Origin of the sequence: Psychrosphaera aquimarina, assembly GCF_032461525.1 — a bacterium.
GTDB classification, from domain to species: Bacteria; Pseudomonadota; Gammaproteobacteria; order Enterobacterales; family Alteromonadaceae; genus Psychrosphaera; species Psychrosphaera aquimarina.
Genome location: NZ_JAWCUA010000001.1, coordinates 415869 through 442431 on the forward strand (window position 1 = coordinate 415869; position 26563 = coordinate 442431).

Sequence of the window (26563 nt, forward strand, 5' to 3'; positions counted from 1 at the left end):
CAAGGGTATAAGGCTATTGTAACTAACAAGTAGAGTCAATCTAGGATTGAGAAAAATCCACTCTTTCTCTTAATTCTTTACCAGGTTTAAAATGAGGAACGTATTTAGCGTCTAAATTTACCGATTCGCCTGTCTTAGGATTACGCCCTACTCGAGGTGCTCGGTAATGTAATGAAAAGCTACCAAAGCCACGTATTTCAATACGCTCACCAGAGGCTAACGTTTCGGCCATATTATCAATGATGGTTTTAACGCCCGCTTCCACTTCTTTAATGGGTAAATGAGGATGTTTTTCTGCCAACGCTTCTATTAATTCAGACTTTGTCATTTTTTCACCTAAGTAACTTAATCATTGCCCATTTAGATGTGGGTCAATTGTTGCCATACGTTCTAACAAATTGAGTTTAGCATTAAAATATATTTATGCACTTCAATAAGTTACATTTTAATTACTTTTTTATTTAAGTCCATTTAAAACAAAAAGCAAATTTACTAACTTCTCTTTTTATAAATTAGCTGATTTTAATAATTCACGATCAAAAAAGGTGAACCTAAGTTCACCTTTTTTCTAACTTACACAACTAAATGATTAATCATCATCCGTTAAAGTCATTAACGATGTATTACCACCTGACGCTGTTGTATCAATACTTACCGTTTTCTCAGTCACTAAACGCTGGATTAAGTTATCGTTATATTCGGCAGTTATTGTTGGCAAAATAGCGCCAACACGTTGAGCTAATTTATGTGCAACATAAGCACTACGTCGACATTCCGAGTCAATAACAACACCTGCCAATGTTTCATGTTCTAACAAAGGTTGTAAGTGTTTTAGTCTTGCTACTTGTAAAACACCTTTATCTGCACCGGTTTTATTGAATTTATTCATAAATTCAATCGCTTCTTCATAGAACACATCGGAAACAACAGCAATAACAGTATTACCAGTAGACAGTGCTGTAACAATAGACATAACCCAATAATGGAACGTTGCGTCTTTATCGGCAAAACAAACTAACGTGCCTCTTGGCTCCAAATATAAAATATTTGACTCACCAGTTGGACCTGGCAATACCGTTGGTTTTTTAAGTTTACGTTCTACATCAATTAACTGTGAACGAGCTGTTGCTAATGTTTTATCTAAATCGTCTGCAAACTCATTGGTGTGTTCTACGGTTGCAATGTCAGCTAACAACTGACGAACATGTGAAGTACGTGTATTTAAATCAGCCAAACGCCAATAATTTTCACCAACCAATGCTCGTTCCATTAATTTGTTGGCTTCTTTAATAGAGGAATCCGTTGGCTCTAATGCGTCATCATCAAGTACTAATTCATCTTCACTTGGCGTTGATTTCTCTTGCAATAAACGAGGCAAATAATTTGGTCCACCGGCTTTAGGTCCAGTACCAGAAAGACCACGGCCACCAAATGGCTGAACACCAACAACTGCACCAATCATATTACGATTAATATATACGTTACCGGCTCTTGATTTTTTAGCTAACTCTATAGCACGGGTTTCAATACGCGAATGAATACCCATGGTTAACCCAAAGCCTGTAGAGTTAATTTGCTCAATAACGTTATCTACGTCATTGCCTTTAAAACGAATGATATGAACACAAGGGCCAAATACTTCTTTTTGTAATTGGTTTATATGTTCGATTTCGTATAAACGTGGTGCAAAGAAGTAACCATTATTTGTCTCATCACTCATTTCACATTGGTATAACAACTTGCCGTGACTTTGCATATATTCGGCATGTTCATTTAATGCAGATAAAGCTTTAGTGTCTATTACAGGACCAACGTCAGTGGATAACATGGCGGGGTCACCAACGTGTAATTCTTTCATTGCCCCCTTAATCATACGAATTACATTATCAGCTATGTCATCTTGGACAAACAACACACGTAATGCTGAACAGCGCTGCCCTGCACTTTGGAAACCAGATGCAATGACATCATCAATAACTTGTTCCGGTAATGCTGTCGAGTCTACGATCATGCAGTTCTGGCCACCAGTTTCAGCAATCAACGGGACTTGCTCACCACCACGTTGAGCTAATATTTGTGATATTAATGTGCCGGTTTGTGTTGATCCGGTAAACATAACCGCAGAAATTCTTGCATCCGGTAACAAGACTTTACCTACTTCAGAACCTTGTGCGATAACCGCTTGTACTACATGTTGCGGTAAACCACACTCATGTAAAATTTCTATTGCTCTTAAGGCTATTAAGCTGGTTTGCTCTGCAGGTTTAGCGATAACCGCATTACCGGTTACAATTGCAGCCGCAACTTGGCCTAAGAAGATAGCCAGTGGGAAATTCCAAGGACTAATACATAAGATCACGCCACGCGGTTCTAATCGAGGGTCTTTTGCTATCTTTTCAGCTTCATTTGCATAATAACGACAGAAATCAACAGCTTCTCTAACTTCGTCAATGCCATCTTGAGCTATCTTACCCGCCTCTTTAATACAAAGCGCAATCAGCTCATCCATATTGTGCTCTAAGGCATCGGCGGTTTTTCTTAATATGTCAGCTCGAACGTTTACTGGAGTAGTAGACCAAGATTGAAATGCAGCTTCACCTTGCTCTAACATCGTCAACATATCAGCTTCTGTTGCAACAGGTAAACGTCCAATAACTTCGTCTAAATTAGCTGGATTCACCACAGGCAATTCGTTACTGGCTATAGTTGAGATGTCAATTTTGTTATTAGCAAACCACTTATCAAGGTTGTCCCTCAATGGTGTGATTTTAGTGATATCCGTTAAATCTAACCCTTTTGAGTTAGCTCTTTCTTCACCAAACATTTGAATTGGCATTTTTATTTGTTCGTTGTATATCTGCTCAACTCTATGAGTACGCTCAACTGGATCTTCTAATAAAGATTCAACCGGTCGATCAACATCAACAATGGCATTAACAAACGACGAGTTAGCGCCATTTTCTAATAAACGCCTAACTAAATAAGCCAATAGATCTTCATGAACCCCAACAGGTGCATAAACTCGACATTGAATTTTTTCTTTGCTCACAATTTGATCGTATAAGGTGTCACCCATGCCATGTAGGCATTGGAACTCAAATCCATCTTTATCATCACCAGCTAACTCTAGAATCACCGATGCGGTATAGCCATTATGAGTAGCAAACTGTGGGTAAATAGTATCGCGATACTCTAATAACTTATTTGCACATGCATGGTAAGACACGTCAGTAGAGGCTTTGCGAGTAAATACAGGGAAATGCTCTAAACCATCTTTTTGAGCGTTTTTAATTTCTGTATCCCAATAAGCACCTTTAACTAAACGTACCATAATCTTACGACCAACTTTTAAAGTAAGTTGACGTAACCATTCAATAACAAAAAATGAACGTTTTTGGTACGCCTGAACCGCAAGGCCAAATCCATTCCATTCACCTAAATCTGGATCAGAAAAAACGATTTCAATAATGTCTAAAGAGATATCTAAACGCTCTGATTCTTCAGCATCAACAGTTAAACTGATATTGTATTCTTTAGCTAAAAGACACAGTGCTTTTAACCTAGGCACTAATTCATTGATTACACGGTCACGGTGGCTAAATTCATATCGAGAATGAATTGCGGATAATTTAATTGAGATCCCTGGGCTAGTACGAGGCCCACGACCTTGTGCTGCTTTACCAATTACATGGATAGCTTTTACATATGCATCGTAATAACGGTCAGCATCGTCCATGTTACGAGCACCTTCCCCTAACATGTCATAAGAATATACGTAACCATTACGTTCTTTCTCAATGGCACGTTCGGTTGCAGCTTCAATAGTTTCACCCATAACAAACTGCTTGCCCATAATTTTCATGGCAACGTTCATTGCTTTACGAATAACAGGCTCTGAAACTTTACCTAATGTACGTTTTACCACACCATGTTTAAGTGTTTTATCAGAATACTTAACCATACTACCGGTTAATAACAGCCCCCAAGAAGATGCGTTTACAAACATAGAGTCGCTAGACCCTAAGTGTGAACTCCATTTTCCTTGTGCTAACTTATCGCGTATTAATGCATCTTGCGTTTTTTTATCTGGTACACGTAATAGCGCTTCAGCAAGACACATAAGCACAATGCCTTCTTCTGAAGATAAAGAATATTCACTTAACAGTGCGTCTATACCACCTTCCCCCTCTGCTTCAGAACGAATTTGCAACACCATTTTACGAGCACGTTCCCAAGCACGACTTCGTGCGGCCATACTTATTTCAGCTTCTGGCAATAAATGTTTTATCGCAATCTTTTCATCGATACGATAATAATTACGGATTTTCTGACGAATTGGACAATCTGTCATCAAGCTGCCATTAAACAACATAAGCGTAAACCTTTATAATTAGTGGTGTGTGGGTATGTATAACATGGCGGCATTTTAGTTCACAGACTCAGTTTTGTGCTAATCAATTATTTTGAAACAGATGCATAAACAAAACTAATGCTTAACCCTAATTTTCTCGATTACAATTTTGTTGATTTTATTGATAATAATGACGGGGAAATTAAAGATTTAACTATTAATATTATTGAATTTCAGAAAGATAGGTGGGTTTATGAAGGTATATATTAGATGTTTAGTATTCTAAGTGAATCAGCCAATATAGGAGAATATATTGGCTCGCATAAGGCAAACTAATCTTAAAACTATTAAATTTTTTTGAAAAACTGAAAATTTATTAGTTCCAAAATAAGACGGTATCTGTTTGCTTTTTGGCTTTTTTAATAATGGTTTTATCCATAGGGGTTCCTAAATACATAAAACCAATAACTTCATCTGATTTGTTCAAGCCTAAAGCTGTATTCACAAATTGATTTTGTGAATAACTGCCAGTACGCCATATTCCGTTATAACCTTGAGCTTGAGCAGCCATTTGCATATTTTGTAATGCGCAAGCGGTTGTTGCTATCTGCTCTACTCTTGGCACTTTATCGTGAGGTTTGTATTTACAAATACCTATGATCACCATAGGTGCACGAAAAGGTAATGTTTTTGCCTTTTCAATTGCTGCAGGTTCAAAATCGGAATGTATTGCTGCTTGATGGTAAATGTCAGCTAATTTAGCAAGTCCATCACCTTGGCAAACAATAAATTGATACGGGGTTAAATGAGCATGGTCCGGTGCCCGATGCGCTGCCGCAAGAATATTGTCAAGCGCGACTCCACTCGGGGCTGGTGTCGTTAATTTATTATCTGAAGAACGTGTTAACAAGATATCTAATGCATTCATAACAAAACTTACAATCTATTTTAATAATATATTATGAATGCAATACTATCTTAAAAGCACAATGACCTTCAGCTTTTATTTGTGATCTTTTCATTAGTATAAAACCGTTTAGCTAGGTAATGATCAACACTAGTAAAGTGTCCTGCACCGTAGAAAAATAACACCAACAACATAATAAAGTACGTAATGGAAAACTCCATTCCATTATTTAGTATGGTAAAACTGCCACTGCTAGATAACCAATCGTAGTTACCGTGTTGTTGTAAAATCGCGACAGCCGCTTCTTTTTTCTCAGCTGCCGCCATAATAGATTCATTAAAGAATATGGTGCCATCAGCTAACCAACTGCTTGAGTCTGCTAACGCAAGCCAACCATTCTTTCCATGTACACCAAATGCGGCGACTAACATAGTGATCATCAAAGGAATCGCAGTTAAACGAGTAAATAAACCGAGTAACAATAACCAGCCACCAATAAATTCAGAACCGGCAGCTAATGCGGCCAATAAGTCAGGAAAAGGTAATCCTAATCCCCACTGAGCATTGCCAAACCACTGAACGGTAGAATCAAAATTTGCTAATTTGTTCCACCCCGCTTGAATGAATATAGGGGCTAAATATAAACGTAATAACAGAGGGGCAATGCCATCTAAATTTGACAACATTTGTAGACTTTTTTCATAACGACTTGTTATGGCATCAATAATCATAGAAGTTTCCTAAAAACGAACGTATTCTTATTAGAACAGAGTTAATCGTTTCTTATTTCAACTATAGACAGAAAAGTATGAAATCTTCCATTAATGAATTAGAAAAACAAGAGCGTATCCAACGAGCTAAGAATAAATTCCAACTGATCAGGCGTCAACTAAATAATAAACAGGCCAATAAGCATAAACTATTGGCCTTAGTGCAGGAGCTTGTAGCTCAAAGACCTGAAGTAACGGTTCAAATCTTAGCTAAGTGGATAGACACAAAACGTTAATCTAGGTGAGGTAACTTGTAGGCTATGTTTTGATGAAAGCGCACGACTAATTGATTCATCTCTGGAGCTATGTTCAATCTTGCCGCAATCTGTTTTAAAGCAATATGTATTTGATTTACAAAGCGGCCATAACCTTTGTTGTTGATATCAGCGTCATTAGCAACAAACACTAACGTGAACTTATTGGTTAGTATGGTGCTATTCCACTTAGCTATACAATTTTGATCTTCTACACCATTAAATCCTAAATATATTAACTCCCCTTCGTTATATACAAAACCTTGTTTACTTGATGTCACAATTGGATGACGTCCATTAGCAATCATAACGGCATTTTTTAATTCCATTTCAGAGGTAACTTCTGCTACGACCTTAGAGATGCTTGTATATAACTCATTGTAAGGTGCGGTATGAGTGGCTTTTTGATCCATCGTTTCTATCAAAGTTTCAGCAATAGGTAACTCAGCAACGACATAACCCATTTGGTTATTTAACTGAGGTATTAATACCGACTGTTGTTGATACCTATGTTTTACTTGACGAAATTCATGAGTTGACGTTTTTTTATCGCCTTTTTCAGGACTAAATAAATCATAGGTTACATGCTGATGATCTTTAATTTTAAACAAGCTAGGAGAAAAACCTAATGTATCAGCAAGTTCTGACGCCATTTCAACCGTGTTTTGATGTAATTCAAACGCAGAATGACGTATTTCTTCGTTGTTGGTTAATACAACTAAGCTGATTTTTTGCTTTAATGGTTCTATCGTAATAACTTTGAAAACCCTTATGGCTAGTTGGATCATAAAATACAATTAGCTGTTCTAAGGTTTCTATAACTTGAGACTCTTCACCATAACGAAGGCGAACTAATTTATCATTAGCGACAAACAACCCACTGCTGATGCCATTTCGTTTACTGATTGAAATAAAGGCTTGTTTAACCTGCATATAGAAATCTGACAGCAAAAATTCATTTATCTGAGCTTCACCAGAAACTAACTGTAACAATTCAGTCGTAATTGGCAGTTCAACGATTAGATAATGATTTTCACGGTTTGTGGCTGGCACATAAACCTTATTATTAAACTTCTTACTGCTATTACTTTGAATCATTTTATTCAACATAACTTAATATCCCTTAGTTAATTTGCGTGTAAATTAACAAGGAGTTATGACTGATATATGTATTATTTATTACTGTTAAATGACGGCGATTAACTTAACCTGTCGTGAAATCTTCAAAACTAGTTTGTGGCATCTCTTCAGTGTCAACCGTCTGCACTTCGGCGTTTTCAGAACCAACATGTAAAAATGCCTTAAGCTCTTTATGTTGTTCATCGGTTCCAGTTGCCATCACTTTAACTTGCCCTGTAACTAAGTTATTGGCATAACCTGTCATGCCTAATTGTGTAGCAATCTGCTTAGTGTTTTTCCTAAACCAAACACCTTGTACTTTTCCTGTCACTATATATTTGTATGTTTTCATATCGATTCTTTACTTAATGAGTTTTAATGAAAGTCTATTTATTGACCAACATAACTTAATATAAGCCTAATTATCCAGTTCAATCTATATTAACGCTTATACTTTTAAATCCAGAAGATAGCCGGATTAAGTGTAATAATATTGGTATTACCTTGTTAGCTAGATTAAAATTGCGGTCTTGCTCCTATTTAAAAGTTAATAACATGCCATCTATATCTATTCTTCCAGATCGTGAAAAAAACCTTAAACGTAAACACCCATGGATCTTCTCCAAAGGGGTTAGCAAAGTTGAAGGTGAACCAAGTGATGGCGAAACGGTTGATGTATTATCTGAAAATGGCACTTGGTTAGCCAAAGGTGCCTACTCCCCTCATTCTCAAATAAGAGTTCGTATATGGAGTTTTGAAAAGCGCCCTATTAATAAACAGTTTTTCATCGAAAAAATTAATCGTGCAAAATTAATACGTAAACCTATTATTCAGCGCGGTGGCTTAACCGGCTACCGTTTGTTATGTGCAGAATCTGATGGTCTTCCAGGTGTAACAGCTGATGTATATAACGACACGATAGTTATTCAGTTATTAAGTTGTGGCGCAGAGTATCAGCGTGACAATATCTTTGAAGCATTAAAACAATGTTTTCCCGACTTTAATATATTCGAACGTTCTGATGCTGACGTACGTAGTAAAGAAGGGTTAAAAAAATCAGCGGGCTTAGTGCATGGCAAAATGCCAAAACAAGTGATCATTGAAGAAAATGGCATCAAAGCTATTGTAGATATAGCACAAGGTCACAAAACAGGATATTACGTAGACCAACGTGACAGCCGAGCCGCTTTAGAAAAATATGTGAAAGGGAAATCCGTATTAAACTGTTTTTGTTATACAGGCACATTTGGTTTATATGCGTTACGTGGTGGCGCTAAAAAAGTGGTGCAAGTCGATGCCTCTGAAGATGCATTAAATATAGCTGCTAAAAACGTAGAGCTTAATAAGCTTGATATGAACAAGATGTCGTTACTCAAAAAAGACGTCTTTAAATTATTAAGAGAATACCGCGATAACGGCACTAAGTTTGACGTTATTGTTATGGATCCGCCTAAATTTGCAGAGTCAAAAGCGAAACTAAAAGACGCTTGTCGTGGCTACAAAGACATTAATATGTTGGCCATGAAGTTACTAAATCCTGGTGGTTATTTATTAACATTCTCATGTTCTGGTCTAATGGAAACCCCTTTATTCCAAAAGATCATTGCAGACGCAGCACTTGATGCAGGCAGAGACATGGTATTTGTTGAACGTTTAAGCCAAGCACAAGATCATGTTGTCGGCAGTGCTTATCCGGAAGGTTTTTACTTAAAAGGCTTTGTTTGCCAAGTGTTTTAATTTGCAGGTAAATATCACAAAAGTATCATGCGTGAGATTAATCACTATTGTCTCACGCATTTATTTGAATTTTAAACATGAATCACAAAATTGCTTATAACCTTACTGTTCATTTAAATCAAACAAATGTGTTTCACCTTGACCACTGATCAATCTATATTCTGCCAACAAACCTTTTTCATTTAATGTCACTAAACCTGCTGCGGATTGGCTGTGTAAATGCCGTTCATGTTTGCCTTTTCTGGATAATAATGGGTGGTGTTCAATTTCCATTTTTCTTCGTTTAGTAAACAAGTTCAAAATACTGTGTTCTGAGTATAAAAAACGATCTATAAAATCAAAGAATTTTAACAAACCTTGAGGGAATTCATTTTTAAACCCACTACAGGTTAACTGCCATATTTTGTCGGTATCAGAACTAAAGCGACGCATGGCAGAAAAGCAAAATGAGTAATGCACATCACCAGATAATATAATGACTTCATCAGGTGCTGAGTCGTGACGTAACATTTCCATTAGTTTTTTTGCTGACCCTTGATGTGCCATCCAGTTTTCTACATCAACTAACAGTTCTTTGCCTAAAAGTTCACACGCCTTTTGTATTACTTCAATAGATTTAACACCAAAAACCGGTGCAGCAGACACGACTAATACTGAATTTTGAGGTTTAAATAAATGTTTTTCAAACTGCTCTAAACGTTCCCAATCCATCAATCCACTTGGGTTTTTAGTAGAGGTCTCGCTACGCCATCTGTGCGTGCGAGTATCTAAGACCACGATTGCTGGTTCTGTTTTTATCGAATAATGCCACTGATTATGTAAATGAATTACTTCAGTGAACTCTTCACTGGCGAAGTCTTTTGATTTTGATAACTCACAGATCTGCTCAATAAGATCTTCTACCTTTTCGGGACAATTGCCCCACCCCTGAAATAAAGTGTAAGACAATAAACCGTCGCGGATCATATTATTAGTAATGGTATTACCGTATATATGCTCTTCCCAATCCGCCGTTAAATTCCAGTCATCGGTTATATCGTGATCATCAAATATCATTACTGTAGGTATGTTTGCGACAACTTGGGCAAACAATGGCAAACTTTCAATAAACCCTGTTAAGTGATCCAGTTCATTTTGATAGATAGTTTGTTGATTTGCCTTTAATTGTACTTTTGCTTCTAGGGTTTGTTCATAAACTAACGACCAACACTGACTTGACCAGGTTAATAAATAACAAGCAAAAAACTCATCTAATCCAATTAAATGGTTTTCGTGATGGCGAGCTGAAACTATGTTATCGCCATGCCAAAATTTGGCAAACCACGACTGGTCTTGTTTTTTAGGAAATAAGGTACTGCGATTAAATAATGAATAACGCCAGTCTAATTGTTGTTTGGAAACCGCACCCAATTCATGGGTTGCTGAATACAGACCTAATTTTTTGCTCAAATACTGACAAGCCACCAGCATTGGTGCCGCAACGTCATCTGCGTATATTTGATCCCCTGCCATGATCAAATAATCAGGCCTAGTTAAAGAACCATCATTTAGTTGTTTACCGATAGTGGAAAATGCATCAGGAGCTGGATGATCTGGTTTTCTACAAGAGCCTTGGATAACCGAGGATAACTTGTCTTTAACAATAAATGCTGGGCTGCTCTCACCATTTAAGGTTGCTGAAGTTAAATCTAACTTATGTTTTTTACCATTAACTACTTTCTCAATCTGATAACCAATGTTTTGATTTAATGGCCAACTATCTTCTACTTTACAATGAATCTGATTGATAAAACATTGAGAGCCAATCTGAATGTTTTGTAAGGTTTGTTGAAAACTAAGTTTATGCGACTGTTGTTTAAGTTGAACACTGTACTTATGTTCGGCACTGGTAACAAACCAGATAATCGCTTGAGTTTTATCGACTTTTCTTAAAAAAGGTCCACATAATAACTCGGGTATCGTTTTTGTCTTGTGTTTTTTTTCTAATGAATCTGCCGATGTTAAGTTGGTGTCAGCCATAACTTAAGGGTTATCCTTTGGTGAAAGTAAAAGAAATATTATACCAATTCTAATAAATATTCAGTCTCTCAGTGGGAACTAAAAGGTATTAAGACAAGGAACAAGATAGTAGGCATAGTTATTCTCGGCTTTGTCTCCTGAGTCGCCCTACCTTTCTCATCCATGGTGTCGTACGTCAAAATCTTGTGAAGCCGTATTAATACCTTTTAGACCCATCGAAGACGTAATTCAGAGCTTCTATTTCTTTGTTGCTCGAATTTGAAAGACGTCCAGTATTACTGTATTCGAGCGCCTCGAACTAAAAGCCCTGATATGACGCTGAGTGATTGAATACTTATTAGAATTGGTATAATTGCCAATGGCCCAAAAAGTAAACCTAAGATAAACCACGTTGACGTTACTTTATTTCTGTTGGACGCCATATTCAAACAAATTATGCCGCAAATAATACTAATTATGATGGTAATGAACATGTTCGTTCCTCATGCATTTTATTTTGCTGTATCAAGCTTGGTATGAAAACGGACGGCTGATTGATACATTCAACGTTAACTAACATATCCGTTACCTGATCGCTTGCCGTCATATCGTAGTTAACCGATTGTGGATTAACATACCCATGTTTTAACGGAACTTGAACAATTCTAAGATTCTGTTTTGTAACAAGATGTTGAATAACCTTTGGCAAATCAAAGTGATCCTCTTCTTTTGGAAACACAATCGTAAACGGACAACTTGGGGTTAAATCTAATGAATGCCTAATTTGTCCCGGATAAAAGCCAATACAATGATTTATACATAAGTGACTGTTGGTGTTCAATTTAGTAGATACCACCTGCCACAATGCCGCAGCACCTGCACTAAAACCAATACAATTGATAGCTTGTTCATTAGAAATGTTAAGTTGAGCCAAACATAACTTTAATTTGTTCACATAAGCTTGCAAATCACCTGCATCTTGAAACGCTTGGTAAGCTTGTTGCTCATTGTTGAACGTATTTGTATTAGTTAATGACTCATAAGGGCTAATACATAAAGCATCATGCCCTTGTGAGTTCCAAGCTTGTATTAAAGATTGGCACCAAGACGTTTCACCAAAAATATCAGTGACTAATATTAACAATACGTTCTCCTTCACCTTGGTTACTAACTTTTTAATCCTCTCTGCTCAAGGGATTACCCTAATCGGCCCGCATCCAAATCAACAAATGCTTGCTGAATTTCTTCATTAGTATTCATAACAAAAGGACCATATTGCACAATTGGCTCTCCGATTGGATCCCCCATTACGACTAATGCACCAGAATCAGGAAACAAGGTCAAATCTACGGTGCAGCCTTCACCAAATGTGACAACGTGAGACGATGTTATCTGCTTTTGATTTACTTGGATTTCCCCTTTATAAACATAAATGTAACCTCTGGCATTATGATTAAATATGAGTGACTGTTGATGTTCGATTTCTGAACTTATATCGTAAATTTGTAGCTGGATATCATCCCTAACTACAGGGCCTGTTTTATCAAAGTTTGATACTTGACCAGCAATCAACTTTAGTCGTGTTTTATCTTGCTTAAGAGGTAAAACCGGAATTTGTTCTTTTGCAATATCAACATAGGAAGCGTCAACCATCTTATGTTTAGCTGGAAGATTTATCCATAATTGAAATCCCCATAATAAACCTTGATCCTGTTTAGGCGTTTCCGAATGAATGATACCTTTGCCAGCAGTCATATATTGTACCCCGCCGGAATTAATTAAGCCGTGTCCTCCGGTAGAGTCATTATGCTCCATACTGCCATGCATAAGATAAGTTAAGGTTTCAAACCCTCGATGTGGGTGTGGAGGAAATCCAGCAATATAGTCATTTGGATCATCTGAACGAATTTCATCAATCATTAAAAATGGGTCTAAGTTAGGCAATTTAGGCTGACCAATCGCTCTTGTCAGCTTTACACCAGCACCATCTGTCGCTGGCATTCCTTTTAAAATATGGATTATTTGCTTATTCATACTCATGTTGCCCCATCTAAGTTTAAAGAAATGTTATATGTTCGAATTGGTTAATCATAAAGCGATAAAAGTTAAATAACATAAAAAACCAAAATATTTATAGTCAAATACCCATTATTCTATTATTTTTATTAGGAAGAACATATTGTTAACTCATTATCAAGGTGATAAATGTCAGACCAAAAAACTTGTAAATACCATAACCTTGAAGGCAAGCGCTGTGAAGAAAAAGATATGGGTGCAGGTCATTGTTTCTGGCATGATAAAACCATTGATAAAACGGGTATGGACTTAAGTGAACGATTAGAAAACTACGCAAAAAGTGGCGGTATGTTACAAGGGCTCCAACTTAAACAAGCTAACCTTAAAGACATCCGTCTTGTTCGTCGAGGTTGCTCTAGTGGTTACGATATGCGTAATTGTGATCTCTATCGTGCTGACATGGAAAATGCTCATCTGTTTAACATAAACCTAGAAGGTTCTTCTTTAATGAAGACCCGTCTTAATGATTCCAAATTAAATTGTGCAAATTTACATAATACTAATCTATTAGGCGTCAAACTGCAGAATGCACGTATCGATAATATCAAAGTGGGCGAATATGTTCAGCAAGAAGCTATCGCGATACAAGCTGATAAAGATAAAGATAGAAGCAAAGCGATTGATTATTATGAACAGTCAGAAGAAATATATCGAAATTTAAGAAAAACCGCTGAAAGTGACGGAATACATGTTTTAGCTGGTCATTTTGCCCATAAAGAATTGATTATGCGCCGCAAACAACACCCACAATATTCTCAAAAAAGAGTTGTTTCTAAAGCCGTCGATTTATTTTGTGGTTACGGTGAAAAACCTATAAATGTGATCTTATTCTCATTAATATTGATTTTATTTTGCGCCGTTTTGTATTTTATTCTTGGCATCAAAAGTGATACCGGAATCATTCAATTATCTTTCAACAACTCATTTGTTGAGAATTTATATAACTTTTTCTCTAGCATTTATTTTAGTGTGGTAACTTTTACTACCTTAGGTTATGGCGATATTAACCCTGTTGGATATTCCAGATTGGTCGCCACTATAGAGGCCTTTATTGGCAGCTTTGCATTGGCCTTATTTGTTGTAGTTTTTGTGCAAAAAACCACAAGATAAAACCCCTTCCCCATATTGACGATATTAAGACATCTTATGTTGATGACATATTATGTCTTAATAACAAACTCAAACCTGACTGCCTAACCGTTGCTTTGTTAATAGCTTGTTGAATTTCTTGAGCTTGGCCAAAGATAGTGAACTGTTTTTTAGCGCGAGTTAATCCTGTGTACAGGATCTCTCTGGATAAAATCTTATTGTTAAGGTTGGCATCGGGTAAAACTAATGCCACATGCTTAAACTCTGATCCTTGGCTTTTATGCACTGTCATAGCGTAAACGGTTTCGTGTTTAGGTAAGCGTTGGCAAGACACCTTCATCACTTGGCCATCAGGCTGCAAAAAATAAGTCATTAATTGTTTATCACTACCAATAAGCTGTAAGCCAATATCCCCATTGTATAAACCCAAATGATACGCGTTTTCTGAGATCATAACTGGGCGACAATGATAATGTTGCTCATGGTGATTAACCAACTTACGAGAAATTAACCTCTGTTTGATATGCCTATTGATCCCTTCAACACCAAATTCTCCTTCTTTTACGCATGTCAGGATTTGGAACTGCAATAAGTGGTCGAATAACCTTGTTAAAAAAGCATAACTTAGCTCTGTAGGTTGATGGATAAACTCTTTTGCCTGTTGGATTAACAATAGTTGGTGTTTAAAACTGAATTCTATCAACGAGTGATAACTATCTAGGTCTGGTTTTATCCAATTGAGTTCAGCATCAAGTATATTATGCGCATCCTGGTTTGCTTGATCTGATAATAAAGAGATTACTTTGGCGCTGTTCCCTTGATTAATAAACCTAGCTAATCGGCCAATTAAACCGGCAGCACTAAAACGATAACTTTTTTGTAATTCAACCACCAAATTCAGTGATTGTGTTTCAACACGGCATATTTCTGCTAATACGTTGCCAGTTTCCACCGACGATAATTGCTGCCTGTCCCCTAACAATATAACTTGAGCATGTTTAGGGACTGCGGCTAACAATTTGCTCATCAAACTTAAGTCCACCATTGAGGCTTCGTCGACGATCAATACATCAACAAATAATTTATTGTTTTCGTTATACGTAAACTCGTTTAACCCTTGTGGTTTTAATAATCTATGAATAGTAACCGCAGTATTAGGAAGCCTATCTTTAATAGTTGAGTTTAATTGCAAACTCCCTAATGAATGCGTTATTGATTCAGCTAATCGTTGAGCCGCTTTACCTGTTGGAGCCGCAAGTTGTATGTTTAACCCTAATACTTGAGTTGTATTTGGTGACGTGTATTGTTGAGTTTGTTCATATTGATCATGTAACTGTAATAATGTCGCTAATAGTTTTACTACAGTTGTTGTTTTACCAGTACCTGGTCCACCAGATATCACTGAAAATGGTTTAGTAATGGAGTTAATCACGGCTTGTTTTTGCCAGTCAATCTCTTGGCTAGGTTCAAATAAGGTATTAACTACATTCTCTATCTGTTGTTTATCAAGGGTGTTAAACCAATACGCTTTATCATTGGCCTCTCCTTTAATAAAGCTCACTACTGCTTTTTCATAATTGAAATACCGACGCATATATAAGCAGTTGTGAAACAGAACTAATGGCATTCCATCCGTTTCTATCGAGTACTCATCTTCATCCAAGGTAAATTGGCTAGTCAAGCCACTGTTAAGTAGAATATCTTGCCACTGTGACTGTATTGGCAGCTGCTCTAGTACTTGTTTGGTTAAATTATGCTGCTGTAATTCTGGTGGTAACCAAGTAAATGGTTGGCTCAAGTTGACTTGATCTAAATGTAAACACGCATCTTGTAAACTCATGTCATAGCTAAGTTTCGCAGTCAGTAACAGCACAAAGTTAATTTCTGATCGGGTTAACTTAATCGTGTTACCCAACTCATTGTTTACGATCATTTCACCGTAGATAAAACAAGCAAAGTGGTAATCCATTGATTGAATGATCTTGTGCTGTTTTAGTAACAACAGCCATTGTAACGTTTCGGGTAACTCTCTATTCGCTAGATTAGTGCTGTCATTTGCTTTATCCAATTTGCAGTTTATGTCATCCGAGAGCTCTATAGTGTGTTCATTCTCAATGCCTTGTACAAAAACTGACGTGTTTTTAAACCACTGTTTTATTGGCTTTTCTACCATAGCGTTGTCTAAATCCGTGTTCGTAGAATTAGTATTGCTAGAATTGGTTTTATTTGTATCAGTCAAAGTCAAACCCCATCTGTGAAACTGTGCTTGTTACGTCTTGATGACTAAAATCATCCGTTGCTGAGTCTGAGTCAGTTTGGCTTTGTTGTGATAAAACAGGTTCACTATTTTCAGCATAAGTGGACTGTGATTGCTCAAACTTACCTTCTAATGCCGCGTCTAAGTACTCAATAACATCTTGTTTTATATTCATAACATAAACACCAGATGTTGAAATATTGTTCATTGTTTGCATGCCGCGCAAAAATAAATAAAGAGCACCTCCAACATGTACGTTGTAATCGTAATGAGGTAAACGCGACTTTAGCCAGCGATGAAGTGCCAAAGTGTAAATCAGTGCTTGTATTTGATAATGGTGATCGGACATGGAAACCTCTAAATTAGCATGATTATAAAACAATAAATCATCGCCTAAATAATTGGATTTATAGTCTAATACGTAATACTTACCTTTATGATGTATCGTTAAATCAATAAAACCTTTTACAATTCCTGACAGGCCATCTTGATTGGCACTTGCAGATAAAAAATTATCAAAATGCACCGGTTTTAAACCCATCATTTGTAACGCGTTACTTAAAATTGATTGGTTCAAGCTGTTGAAATTAAAGTAGAATTCCATTTCAACCAATCTATCTTTGTTTTCTATGTCAGCAAGGGAGTAACTCGGTGTTTGATCTGGGGTATTTACGTTTTCATCTATAGATTTGGTATCAGAACCCGCCAATAAATTACAATTAATAATGTCTTTCATCCAGTCTATCGTTACTGAGACCCATGACAGTTCTATCCCATATCGCGTTAATCCAGATTCAATAACATCAACCTGTTCAACCACTGGCTGTTGAAAATCTAAGTTCTCCATAATCCAATGTAAACATGTTCCTGCATTCGCACCTTTGGGAAATGAAAATCTATCTTTTACCATTATTGGCTCAGATGTTATCTGAACATTTGATTGGTCTGGCTCAATATTGTTTTGTTCATCCGATAAACCAGACACCCAAATATCATTTAATTGTTCTTGGGCAAAACTATCCGTAGTTTTATGCCCTGGGGACTCCACGAATTTATTTTCGCTGTGATGCGCGCCGGCCACTAATGATGAATAACTTATCATTTTCCAATTATCGTTTACGTTACCACTAAATTGAGAAAATCTAAGTACCGGCGTTTTATTACTGTGTAAGCTTAGCCCTGCAGATTTACGTTGATTAAACTCATCGACCACCAAATCTTCAGCTTGGCTTTGATATTGGAAACAGTCCTTAAATTCAATGTCATTATTGCAGTCTAGCTGTAACAAACGGTTACAGGCTTGTTCTATTAATTCATTATTTGGTTTTTGATTGGTGGCTAACTCACCTAACAACACTTGCCCTAAACCTGAATTATCTAATACAGGTCGTTTATATGCATCTAATAAATTATATACACCGATCACTAAATTGAATATTGGACGGGTCATCGCAACATATAATAAACGTAAATCTTCCGCTAAACGTTCAGCTTCAGCTTGTTGTAACTCTTGAGTGCGATTATCAACACGGTAAGTTAACCCTTTAGATTCTTGATTTGAGGTATAAATAGCGGTTTTAGCCGCTTTAAAATCACAAACAAAAGGTAAATATACAATTGGATATTCTAACCCTTTTGAAGCATGTAAAGTGGCGATTTGCACTAAGTTACTGTCGGATTCTAAACGTAATTGTTGGTCGTCCGTTGCGTCACTCCAGTTATCATCGGCAATCACTTGCTGCTCAAACCAATGTAGCAGTTTTTCAACACCTGCATGTTTAACCGATTGTTGTTGGATAAGTTCAGACAAATGGCGTTGGTCTGTGATCAATCGTTCATATTCAGTTGGCTCTAACAATTGCCATTTATTCAAAGTATCTGCTTGTAGCAAAATAGTGTCAATGGCACTTGAGATTTGACCATAAACCCAACGTTGATTAGCGTTATAAAACCAATCTAAATGCTGCTGCCATAATACAGGATCATGTTGCAGCTTAAATAATGTGTCGATGTCATAAGCAAAAAAACAAGTGGCGCAGGCGGCCCTCACTTTTTGCTCATTAAACGGTGAATTAATTGCCATCAATAACCGCAGTAAATCTTTGGCGACTGCGGTATTAAATATATTGTCACGACTGATAAATACCGAGCGTATATTCAACTGAGCTAGGGTCTTTTTAATTACGCTGGCTTGATTACGGTTTCTTACTAAAATACAAATATCGTTTGCTTATACCGGTAATACTTTACCCTGTTTATCGATATACGTACTGGGATCGTCACTGGTGGCTGATAACAAGGTTTGCTGTATTTGACTGGCACACCATTTAGCTAATATACCTTCAGCATCTGATTGTTTAAATCCAACTTTATCAGGGGCTTGGGTATCTGGTAATAAATGGCAAAATGTTAATTGATTTGCATCTTTGCCATTATCTATCAGTTTAAATGTATCTGATTTGCCCGCTAACACGGATTCAAAGGGAATCTCTTTTTGTTTAAATCCTTCAACACTTTGTTTGAATACTTGGTTAACGGCATTCACTAGCTTGGGGTGAGAACGCCAATTGGTGTCTAAGGTATAATGTTGTGAGTCGGCTAAATCTTGTTTTGCTTTGATATAAGTAAATATATCGGCACCACGGAACTTGTAAATGGCCTGTTTAGGATCACCAATTAAAATCATATTAGCAGTGGTTGTTTCACTATCTTGCGACCTGTTATATATGGCATTAAATATACCGTACTGAACAGGATCGGTATCTTGGAACTCGTCAATAAAGGCCAAAGGATATTTAGTTCTAATGGCGTGCAATAACAAATTATTGTCCTCAACCACATCCCAATTTTCCACTGTAGACGTTGCATTTATAGCGTTAAGTAACTGAGTTAACAAATCATCAGGGTTAATGATCTGTTGTTCGTTTTTAATTTGTTGTGCGCGGTTTTCTATATAATCTTTCGCCAGTCTTAACCAATGACTTTGAAAACCTCCATTTTTAAGTTGGTGTACTACCTCAGCCAATTTATCAATGGTTTGGCTAATTGGGTGGTTAAGAGGTTCTGATTTAGCTTTGTAATTACTGGCATTGTTTAATGAATCTGAGCCCCATAATCCCCACTCTTCGCCCTTCTCAAATTCTGGAAACCAATTATCTGATTGAACAAACTCCGTCAACACACCAATACGTTTGTATATCTTGCCAGTTTTTTTAAGATCTGATTCAGCCAATAACTTGGAAAAGTCCGATTTTTTCCATTCTTGTTTTAAGTTGATAATCAATGATTGATAATCGTTGATCAACTCATTATAACGGCTTGTATCAAGCGCTGGCGTAATATCTATGTTTTTACCTAATACCGATGCAATCGCTTTGTATAATCCTTCAGGGTTGCGCCAGTTTTGTTCAAACCAACCAAACTCAACACCATCTAATGGAACAACATGTTTACGCCAAAAATCATATAACGCACCTTGTAAAATAGGTTTATTATCCATTTCAAATGTTTGTTCAAAACTTGAGTTAGTTTCAAATGCAAATTGCTTAATGCAACGATGGCAAAAGCCATGAATTGTAAAGATTGAAGCTTCATCTATTAAGGTTATGGCATTTTGTAACCTGTGATACCCCTGCAAAACTGCTTTTTTGATATCTTGTTCATTGTGGACTTTAGACGCAGGTTCATTGCCCTTTTGTATTTCAGCTGATGAAGTTAACAAACGGTGAATATACGTATTGAGAAGTTGAACTAGATTTGAATCAAAACTATCACCAGTATTTGTCGTTTGTTGCAAGACACTTTGGTTAGGGTCACCTGTTAATTCATCCGTTAATAAAACTTGTTGAGCTTCAAGTAGTTTTTTTCTTACTCTGTCTCTGATCTCTTGCGTTGCGGCTTCTGTAAAAGTAACCACTAAGATCTGCTCAATAGATTTAGGGGTTAATGTCGTTTTTGTATCTACAAGTCCCAATAATGCGCGTAAATATAACGTGGTAATCGTGTATGTTTTACCAGTACCGGCACTGGCTTCAATAAGCGCATTCTGATCAAGTGGTAATGTAAGTGGATTTAATTTATTCATTTTAGATTCACCAACTCCTTGATCTGCTTAATGACTTTTTTCGTCTTTCCACTTTGGTATTGTTCTGCCATGTCTGATAATTGATTTACCGTAATACGTTCAAACTCATCGTCAAACTGCTCCAATTTAAACAAATGTTTAGAAGCGTAATCGTCACTGGCTAAATTTCTTGCACTTAGATTAAACGTATTAGGGGTTATATGTTTTGTTAAAACCGCATTTAATCCCAACTTAGAAGCGCCCTTTTGTTTTTCTGCTAACCAATCTACCGCGGGGTCTATATGCCAAGTTAACATTTGGTTTTGATTTTTATAACGAACAAACTCTGTAGCCCATAATGACAATTGTTCATTAGCATGTTCAGGCTGTAACGGTTCAAACCAGCCTATAGTGTCATCATTACCAATTAATATTGTCATAGATGCGTTAAATGCTGCACATTTACTTAAATGTATTAACCAAGCAGATAAAGTATCAGATTTTCTAATTTTACCGCTACGGACAAATAAGCTCACCTGTTGGTTATGAGTAATAAACGTTTCTACAGTTGATTGCACTGATATTTGTTCCAAGCCCAATTTCGAAGTCAAGCTGCTTGGTAGATCTAAACTGACTAAATGTTGGTGTTTAGTTAATTGCAGTTGTTCCATGTGATCGATACTGAGTATCTCTTTTATCAGGTTGACCATATTAAGACTTTGTTTTTGGTATGAATCCAACACTTTTTCACCCCATTTTTTTGCAGGGTAATTTCCAGATCGTAAATACTTTTGGTTTAACTGTTTATTGGTTTTCTGTGTTGTGACGTTTTGATCGTCGGCTAATGGATTGTTAAATAAAAATAAGTCTAATAACGCCGATTGATTTTTATATTTCTGTAATCCGTCATGCTGGAATACTTCATGATCTGATAAAACATCCTTGTTTAGATCCAGTTTGATATCTAATACTCGACGATAAAAATACTTAATTGGATGCGTCCAAAACTCAATCAATTCGCTAAGATCAATTTGATCCTTTTGTAATTTGATAGGATCAAACTGCTCAATATTTTGATCCCCCCGATCCAAATTAGGATCCTGATGGTTATTGGAATGATCGTGTTCACTTGACCTATGGACAAAGTGGTCACTTACTGCACTATTACTTTGTACAGAATTTTGTGTCTTACAAACTTGATACCAACGCTCAGAGTATGATTTATATAGGCTTAAGCCGCCTTCATTTAAAAAATAGCCCGAATTAAATGGTTGCAGTTTATGTTTGATCACGACGCGATCATAAATTGATTCTTTCTCATTAGGATTGTCGACAATAAAAGACTGTTGCATATAATCGATCAATTCCGACAAAATAACCGAAGGCATTAACTCTTTATTATTTTTAGCTGATTGGCCAATAAAACTTAAATGCAACTTTTCTCTAGCAGAGCTGATGGCTTCTAAAAATAAATAACGTTCGTCTAATTTGCGAGAGCGGTCCCCTTTTCTAGTAGAATTTAATCCCACCAGATCAAAACTAATTGGGTCAACATGACGAGGGTAATCACCATCATTTAACCCTAAAATACAGATAACTTTAAATGGCACTGAACGCATTGGCATTAAAGTACAAAAATTCATACGTCCTGCCAAAAATCTTTGAGCTACCCCACTCTCACTTAAATGCTGTGCAAAAAAGTGATGAATTAAATGGTAATTAATATCACCAGTATAATCACGCTCATCCAAATAAACGTGTAACTGCGCGATTGAATTTCGTATCTTTTGAATGGTGATCACATCAATTTTGTTTTGATATTCCGTTTGTTGTTCATTTTCACCTAAAGTAAATAAGTGCGTAACAAACTGTTCTAATAACTCACACCACTGCTCAATTGTTTTATCACCATTTAAGATCTGCTCTAATTCCGCTAAGAAGCTAAAGTAGTTTAATAATTTACCTAATATGGCTTGGTTAAGCCCTTCAATTTTTTCATAGGCTAAAATGTTGTTCCATAAACCTTCTTCACCTAACGACACCCCCAACACCATACGTTTTAATCCATATACCCAGGTATTAAGGTCGATTTCTGGTAATTGCCACTTGGCTTTATGTTTAGCGTCAATTGCCCATTTAATTTGACTCTGTTCAATCCATTGTTTTAATAAATTAATGTCGGACAAACTTAAATTAAACGTGGACATTACCGCAGGCACTTCTAAATGATCTAATAACTCTGATACTGTAAAACGAGAAGATGGCAGCAGTAATAAGTCGATAAATGTGTTTAATAATGGATTTTCTTCCAAACCGCCTCGGTCAGAAATCGTGAATGGGATAGTTTGATTATGGCTTGAGTTGTTTCCACTAGTTATGGCACTAGACTCAGATTTAAAGATAGATTCAATAAAAGGTGCATATTGATTCACGTCCGGCACCATAACCAAAATATCTTTAGGTAATAAAGTGGGATCTTGTTCAAACCAACCTAATAACTGGTCTTTTAGTACCTCAAGTTCACGAATTCGACTGTGGCAGTTATGCACTAATATAGAGTCATCGTCATTGGTTAATAAGACTTTACCGTGATCAGAGTTAATTTGTTTAGGCGTCAATGGAGTTTGTTCACCCCGATATTGTAAATTTAGTATGTCGTTTTGAATTTTTTCTAAACTTGAAAATGAATCTAACTCTGCGATAGGTTCAATAAAGACATCGGTGATATTAATATTGGCGTTTGTTAATACGTCCAGATAATCACGCCCTACTTTGCCCCAACTTGCCAATAACGGATTACCCGTCACAAAGTAATCCTCTTTATGATTAACATTAAGCTCAGCAATTTGTTTTTGTTTACTGTCTAATCGCGCAATGGTTTTATCACTTAATATATCGCCCCAATATTGGCTACACGGATTTAACCATAAAATCTGTACGTCGATATGTTGAGATAACGCTTCCAATACTTCTAACTGATGAGTAGGTAAAGTAGAAATACCAAATATAAATAAACGGTCAAGAGACGTTGGCAATGCGACTTTTAATTCTTCAGTACTGATAGTAGATAATTTATCTAACAATAACTTATGCATACTGGCACGGTGCAATGGGCTTTGGTTTTGTTGATCCGTGAAAGTCACTAATGCTTGCCATAAAATGCACTGCCATTGTTGCCCTTTAATATCATCACCTTTGACAATATCTTCTTTAGGCAAATCTAAATGGCCTTGTTGCCAGTGTTCTAACCACTCGGGTCTGTACATTAAATAGTTATCAAATACGTCTGCTATTTTTTCAGCTAATTGGAATAACCTGAGTTGTTCATAACTACCGATCTGTTCTGACGATGATTTTCCATTTTGGTTTGCAAAATGATTTTCGTTGGAATGGTGATCTATACATTCAACAGCAATGGGTTTGTCACTGTTTAGATAATCGGCTATGGACTTAAATTCAGGTTTGTTTAAATGCTCTGGTAATAATTGATATAACTTCCACGTCATTCGGTCTTTATTAAATGGACTTTGTGCAGGAACATCAGGCAATAAGTTTTGATATAGACGCCAAATAAAACTACTTGGTAACGGAAAGTCTATGTTAGCCGCTATGCCATTGGCCTCAGCTATTTGCAGTTTTAACCATTGAGACATACCAGGACTGTGCACCAAGATAGTTTCTGGAGTTAGTGCATTATCACTGATTGGGAATTTAATTTGAGTCGACAAAAGCGTAACTAAAGCTTCGAGTCTATTAGATTGATATAGGTTTAACATTGGATGCTAAAAATTCCATTTGTTAGTGCTGTTTTCTATAGTAAGGGATCTTTAATCTATAAGGGAGTATTTAAAGGAATTAATTAGTCAACGACATATAAATTGTTTAACTCATTCTTGCTAATTATAAAGGGAATGTACCTATACATTGGCAATAAAAAAGGACAATTGTTGTGCAATTGTCCTTTTTTAAAATGATTTATGACTGCTGTGATATTAAACAGTACCCGACTTACACTGCTCTATGCGTATTTTATTATCGACTACTTTCGGTATTTTCAGTTCTGTTGTTACAACTTCTGAAACCACTTTAGCAGTATCTGTTTCTTCTATCCAAATAGCAGCTTTGTTATCAGTCACTTGTCTTTTTAATGCGTAACGTTGACCTGCATCTAACGTTACATCAAAATTAACATAACCTTCACCACCGATATCAAATTGAGCTTTAACCCAAAGATTATGACGACCCGCCATCAATTCTCTTGATTCAGAATAATCTGACTGTCTGTTTCGGTAACACGCTAAATAAACGTATTCTTTTGGTGTAGATATATCTTGTCGGTAGTTCTCAATTACAAAGTGGTTATCTTTAACTTTTTTTCAAAAGGAAAAACACCACAACCGAAAACCAAAGAACTTAACGCAACGACAGTAACTAATTTAACTATTTTCATACAATATATTCCTTTATTAGACCAAATTTACGATAGCCATGATTTAATAAAATAGCAAATTATCTAATAAAATTAATAAGTAACAATTTGTTATTGTTTGTAACTGAAAATTGAATAATTAGTTTTTAACTTTTATTTAAGATTATCCCCCTTGTCTGTGTCTCTTATTTAAGAGCCTATATTGCAGTTACTAATTTGCTTTTTTTCTTTGCTCTTAATATCAAAACAATGGAGAGCAAAGCACAAACAAAAAAGCCAACAGTCAGCGGTATAGCAGATTCATTATATAAATATCCGATTACACCACCGATAAATACGGAGATTAACGTTTGTATGGAACTGATCACCGAATTAGCTACGCCAGCAATATGACCTAAAGGTTGAACAGCTAATGAGTTTAAGTTGCCAAATAAAAGGCCAAAAAAGAAAAAGCTAATGGATAAATACATCATCAACATGAATATTGTTGGTTCATTTTGTAAAACAAAACAATATATTAGAAATAAACTACTGCTTATTAACAAACCTAGTAACGCTGTTAAACATAAGTTAACCATTTTATAACGCATTACTAATTTAGAATTACTAAATGACGACAATCCAAGCGCTAGGGCTAATACACCAAAATACAGAGCAAACTGCTCCCCTAATTTATAATGGATTTGTAATAATTGCTGTGACGTACTTAAGTACCCAATAAAAGATCCAAATATTACGCCACTGGCTAACATGTAATTGCGGCTAACTTTATTGGTTAATGTTTCCTTTATACCGTTAAAAATCGCGGTTAACGTAAAAGGTAAACGTTTATCAAGGTCTAATGTTTCTTCTTGCCTGAAGTGAAACCACAATAAAGATGACATACTAAACAACAATACAAATCCAAAAATTGCACGCCAATCTCCAATCCATAATATGCCTTGACCGACCGAAGGAGCCAACGCCGGTACAATTATGAAAGACATAACAATTAACGACATAACTCGACCCATTTCTGGACCTTCAAATTTATCCCTGATCATTGCTAAACTCACAACTCTGCAAGCGGCCGCGCCAAAGCCTTGTATTACACGACCAATGATCATCATATTAAAATCAACGGCAAACAAAGAAATAAGATCGCCAATAATAAAAATACTGACACCTAGATAGATTGAATTTTTCCTACCAAAAGAATCAGATATAGGCCCGTATATCATCAGCCCAAATGCCATGCCAAAAAATACCGAAGATAACACTAATTGAGTGTCATTTTCATTGGCGACTTTCAGGTCAGTACCTAGTTGAGATAGCGCGGGTAAAACCGCATCAATGGTTAACGCCACTAAAGACATTAATAAGGCCATTAAACAGATAAATTCAAAATTGCTAATAGCTTTAGCTTGAGATTTCATTTTTATTCTTAATGTTAATAAATAAACGGGGTTAATTGGTTTTATTCACGTTGGTTGAATGTGGGACAAACTGGGAATATAACTTAGTAGGATTTTAT

General features: G+C 36.3%; 17 protein-coding genes and 1 pseudogene. 3 read left to right on the plus strand and 15 right to left on the minus strand.

All coding sequences use genetic code 11. From position 1 onward, the window contains the following. Nucleotides 1-40: 40 nt before the first annotated feature. The 4 genes from RT723_RS01905 to RT723_RS01920 form a co-directional block, all read right to left on the minus strand. The gene (locus RT723_RS01905) at nt 41-328 is read right to left on the minus strand and encodes an integration host factor subunit beta (RefSeq protein ID WP_216056001.1); all 288 of its coding nucleotides are present in this window, start codon (nt 326-328) and stop codon (nt 41-43) included. A gap of 261 nt (nt 329-589) precedes the next feature. Next, a complete protein-coding gene (gene putA / locus RT723_RS01910; protein WP_315945673.1) occupies nt 590-4372 on the minus strand; it encodes a bifunctional proline dehydrogenase/L-glutamate gamma-semialdehyde dehydrogenase PutA in 3783 nt (1260 codons plus the stop codon). Between the two features lie 355 nt (nt 4373-4727). Then, on the minus strand, nt 4728-5279 hold the full coding sequence (locus tag RT723_RS01915) for an NAD(P)H nitroreductase (protein WP_315945674.1): 552 nt from the start codon (nt 5277-5279) through the stop codon (nt 4728-4730). A gap of 68 nt (nt 5280-5347) precedes the next feature. Beyond that, entirely contained in the window at nt 5348-5989 is a 642-nt protein-coding gene (locus RT723_RS01920; RefSeq protein WP_315945675.1) for an HvfX family Cu-binding RiPP maturation protein, read from the minus strand. Between the two features lie 77 nt (nt 5990-6066). Here RT723_RS01920 and RT723_RS01925 point away from each other — a divergent pair, with 77 nt between their 5' ends. After that, the gene (locus tag RT723_RS01925; RefSeq protein WP_315945676.1) at nt 6067-6264 is read left to right on the plus strand and encodes a hypothetical protein; all 198 of its coding nucleotides are present in this window, start codon (nt 6067-6069) and stop codon (nt 6262-6264) included. Here the strand turns inward: RT723_RS01925 and RT723_RS01930 are convergent. Both RT723_RS01930 and RT723_RS01940 read right to left on the minus strand, forming a co-directional pair. Beyond that, nucleotides 6261-7392 (minus strand): annotated as a pseudogene (locus RT723_RS01930) (DUF3083 family protein). The gene RT723_RS01925 and the pseudogene RT723_RS01930 sit on opposite strands and share 4 nt — an antisense overlap. A gap of 94 nt (nt 7393-7486) precedes the next feature. Next, nucleotides 7487-7753, minus strand: a complete 267-nt coding sequence (locus RT723_RS01940) for an acylphosphatase (protein ID WP_315945679.1) — start codon at nt 7751-7753, stop codon at nt 7487-7489. A 203-nt stretch (nt 7754-7956) separates the two neighbouring features. Between RT723_RS01940 and RT723_RS01945 the strand changes: the two genes are divergently transcribed. Continuing rightward, entirely contained in the window at nt 7957-9138 is a 1182-nt protein-coding gene (locus RT723_RS01945) for a class I SAM-dependent methyltransferase (protein ID WP_315945680.1), read from the plus strand. A 102-nt stretch (nt 9139-9240) separates the two neighbouring features. On the opposite strand, the gene RT723_RS01950 is transcribed toward RT723_RS01945, so the two are convergent. The 3 genes from RT723_RS01950 to RT723_RS01960 all read right to left on the minus strand — a co-directional run bounded on the left by RT723_RS01950 (nt 9241) and on the right by RT723_RS01960 (nt 13170). After that, on the minus strand, nt 9241-11157 hold the full coding sequence (locus RT723_RS01950) for a metallophosphoesterase family protein (protein WP_315945681.1): 1917 nt from the start codon (nt 11155-11157) through the stop codon (nt 9241-9243). 454 nt (nt 11158-11611) lie between these two features. Further along, the gene (locus RT723_RS01955; protein ID WP_315945682.1) at nt 11612-12280 is read right to left on the minus strand and encodes a dienelactone hydrolase family protein; all 669 of its coding nucleotides are present in this window, start codon (nt 12278-12280) and stop codon (nt 11612-11614) included. Between the two features lie 53 nt (nt 12281-12333). Then, the gene (locus RT723_RS01960) at nt 12334-13170 is read right to left on the minus strand and encodes a pirin family protein (protein ID WP_315945683.1); all 837 of its coding nucleotides are present in this window, start codon (nt 13168-13170) and stop codon (nt 12334-12336) included. Nucleotides 13171-13341: 171 nt separating this feature from the next. Between RT723_RS01960 and RT723_RS01965 the strand changes: the two genes are divergently transcribed. Continuing rightward, nucleotides 13342-14322: an ion channel gene (locus tag RT723_RS01965; RefSeq protein WP_315945684.1), complete on the plus strand. Its 981-nt coding sequence runs from the start codon at nt 13342-13344 to the stop codon at nt 14320-14322. 34 nt (nt 14323-14356) lie between these two features. Here RT723_RS01965 and recD read toward each other — a convergent pair whose 3' ends face one another. From recD to RT723_RS01995, 6 genes are all read right to left on the minus strand, one after another. Next, a complete protein-coding gene (gene recD / locus RT723_RS01970) occupies nt 14357-16540 on the minus strand; it encodes an exodeoxyribonuclease V subunit alpha (protein ID WP_315945685.1) in 2184 nt (727 codons plus the stop codon). Next, a complete protein-coding gene (locus tag RT723_RS01975; protein ID WP_315945833.1) occupies nt 16533-18779 on the minus strand; it encodes a 3'-5' exonuclease in 2247 nt (748 codons plus the stop codon). Before RT723_RS01975 ends, recD begins: the two co-directional genes overlap by 8 nt. Before the next feature lie 9 nt (nt 18780-18788). Further along, nucleotides 18789-20642, minus strand: a complete 1854-nt coding sequence (locus tag RT723_RS01980; RefSeq protein ID WP_315945686.1) for a UvrD-helicase domain-containing protein — start codon at nt 20640-20642, stop codon at nt 18789-18791. After that, nucleotides 20639-24397 carry an exodeoxyribonuclease V subunit gamma gene (gene recC, locus RT723_RS01985; RefSeq protein WP_315945687.1) on the minus strand — a complete coding sequence of 1253 codons (3759 nt, stop codon included), beginning with the start codon at nt 24395-24397 and terminating at the stop codon, nt 20639-20641. Before recC ends, RT723_RS01980 begins: the two co-directional genes overlap by 4 nt. Nucleotides 24398-24613: 216 nt before the next feature. Then, a complete protein-coding gene (locus RT723_RS01990; protein ID WP_315945688.1) occupies nt 24614-24871 on the minus strand; it encodes a hypothetical protein in 258 nt (85 codons plus the stop codon). Between the two features lie 376 nt (nt 24872-25247). After that, entirely contained in the window at nt 25248-26465 is a 1218-nt protein-coding gene (locus RT723_RS01995; protein WP_315945689.1) for a multidrug effflux MFS transporter, read from the minus strand. Nucleotides 26466-26563 lie beyond the last annotated feature (98 nt).

Excerpts from the sequence above, each read along its gene's own strand:
- RT723_RS01960 (WP_315945683.1), bottom strand. The coding sequence starts at position 13,170 with ATGAATAAGCAAATAATCCATATTTTAAAAGGAATGCCAGCGACAGAT.
- RT723_RS01990 (WP_315945688.1), bottom strand. The coding sequence starts at position 24,871 with ATGGCGGGTCGTCATAATCTTTGGGTTAAAGCTCAATTTGATATCGGT.
- RT723_RS01925 (WP_315945676.1), top strand. The coding sequence starts at position 6,067 with ATGAAATCTTCCATTAATGAATTAGAAAAACAAGAGCGTATCCAACGA.
- RT723_RS01945 (WP_315945680.1), top strand. The coding sequence starts at position 7,957 with ATGCCATCTATATCTATTCTTCCAGATCGTGAAAAAAACCTTAAACGT.
- recC (WP_315945687.1), bottom strand. The coding sequence starts at position 24,397 with ATGTTAAACCTATATCAATCTAATAGACTCGAAGCTTTAGTTACGCTT.
- RT723_RS01980 (WP_315945686.1), bottom strand. The coding sequence starts at position 20,642 with ATGAATAAATTAAATCCACTTACATTACCACTTGATCAGAATGCGCTT.
- RT723_RS01950 (WP_315945681.1), bottom strand. The coding sequence starts at position 11,157 with ATGGCTGACACCAACTTAACATCGGCAGATTCATTAGAAAAAAAACAC.
- RT723_RS01905 (WP_216056001.1), bottom strand. The coding sequence starts at position 328 with ATGACAAAGTCTGAATTAATAGAAGCGTTGGCAGAAAAACATCCTCAT.
- putA (WP_315945673.1), bottom strand. The coding sequence starts at position 4,372 with ATGTTGTTTAATGGCAGCTTGATGACAGATTGTCCAATTCGTCAGAAA.
- RT723_RS01915 (WP_315945674.1), bottom strand. The coding sequence starts at position 5,279 with ATGAATGCATTAGATATCTTGTTAACACGTTCTTCAGATAATAAATTA.
- RT723_RS01995 (WP_315945689.1), bottom strand. The coding sequence starts at position 26,465 with ATGAAATCTCAAGCTAAAGCTATTAGCAATTTTGAATTTATCTGTTTA.
- RT723_RS01965 (WP_315945684.1), top strand. The coding sequence starts at position 13,342 with ATGTCAGACCAAAAAACTTGTAAATACCATAACCTTGAAGGCAAGCGC.
- RT723_RS01920 (WP_315945675.1), bottom strand. The coding sequence starts at position 5,989 with ATGATTATTGATGCCATAACAAGTCGTTATGAAAAAAGTCTACAAATG.
- RT723_RS01940 (WP_315945679.1), bottom strand. The coding sequence starts at position 7,753 with ATGAAAACATACAAATATATAGTGACAGGAAAAGTACAAGGTGTTTGG.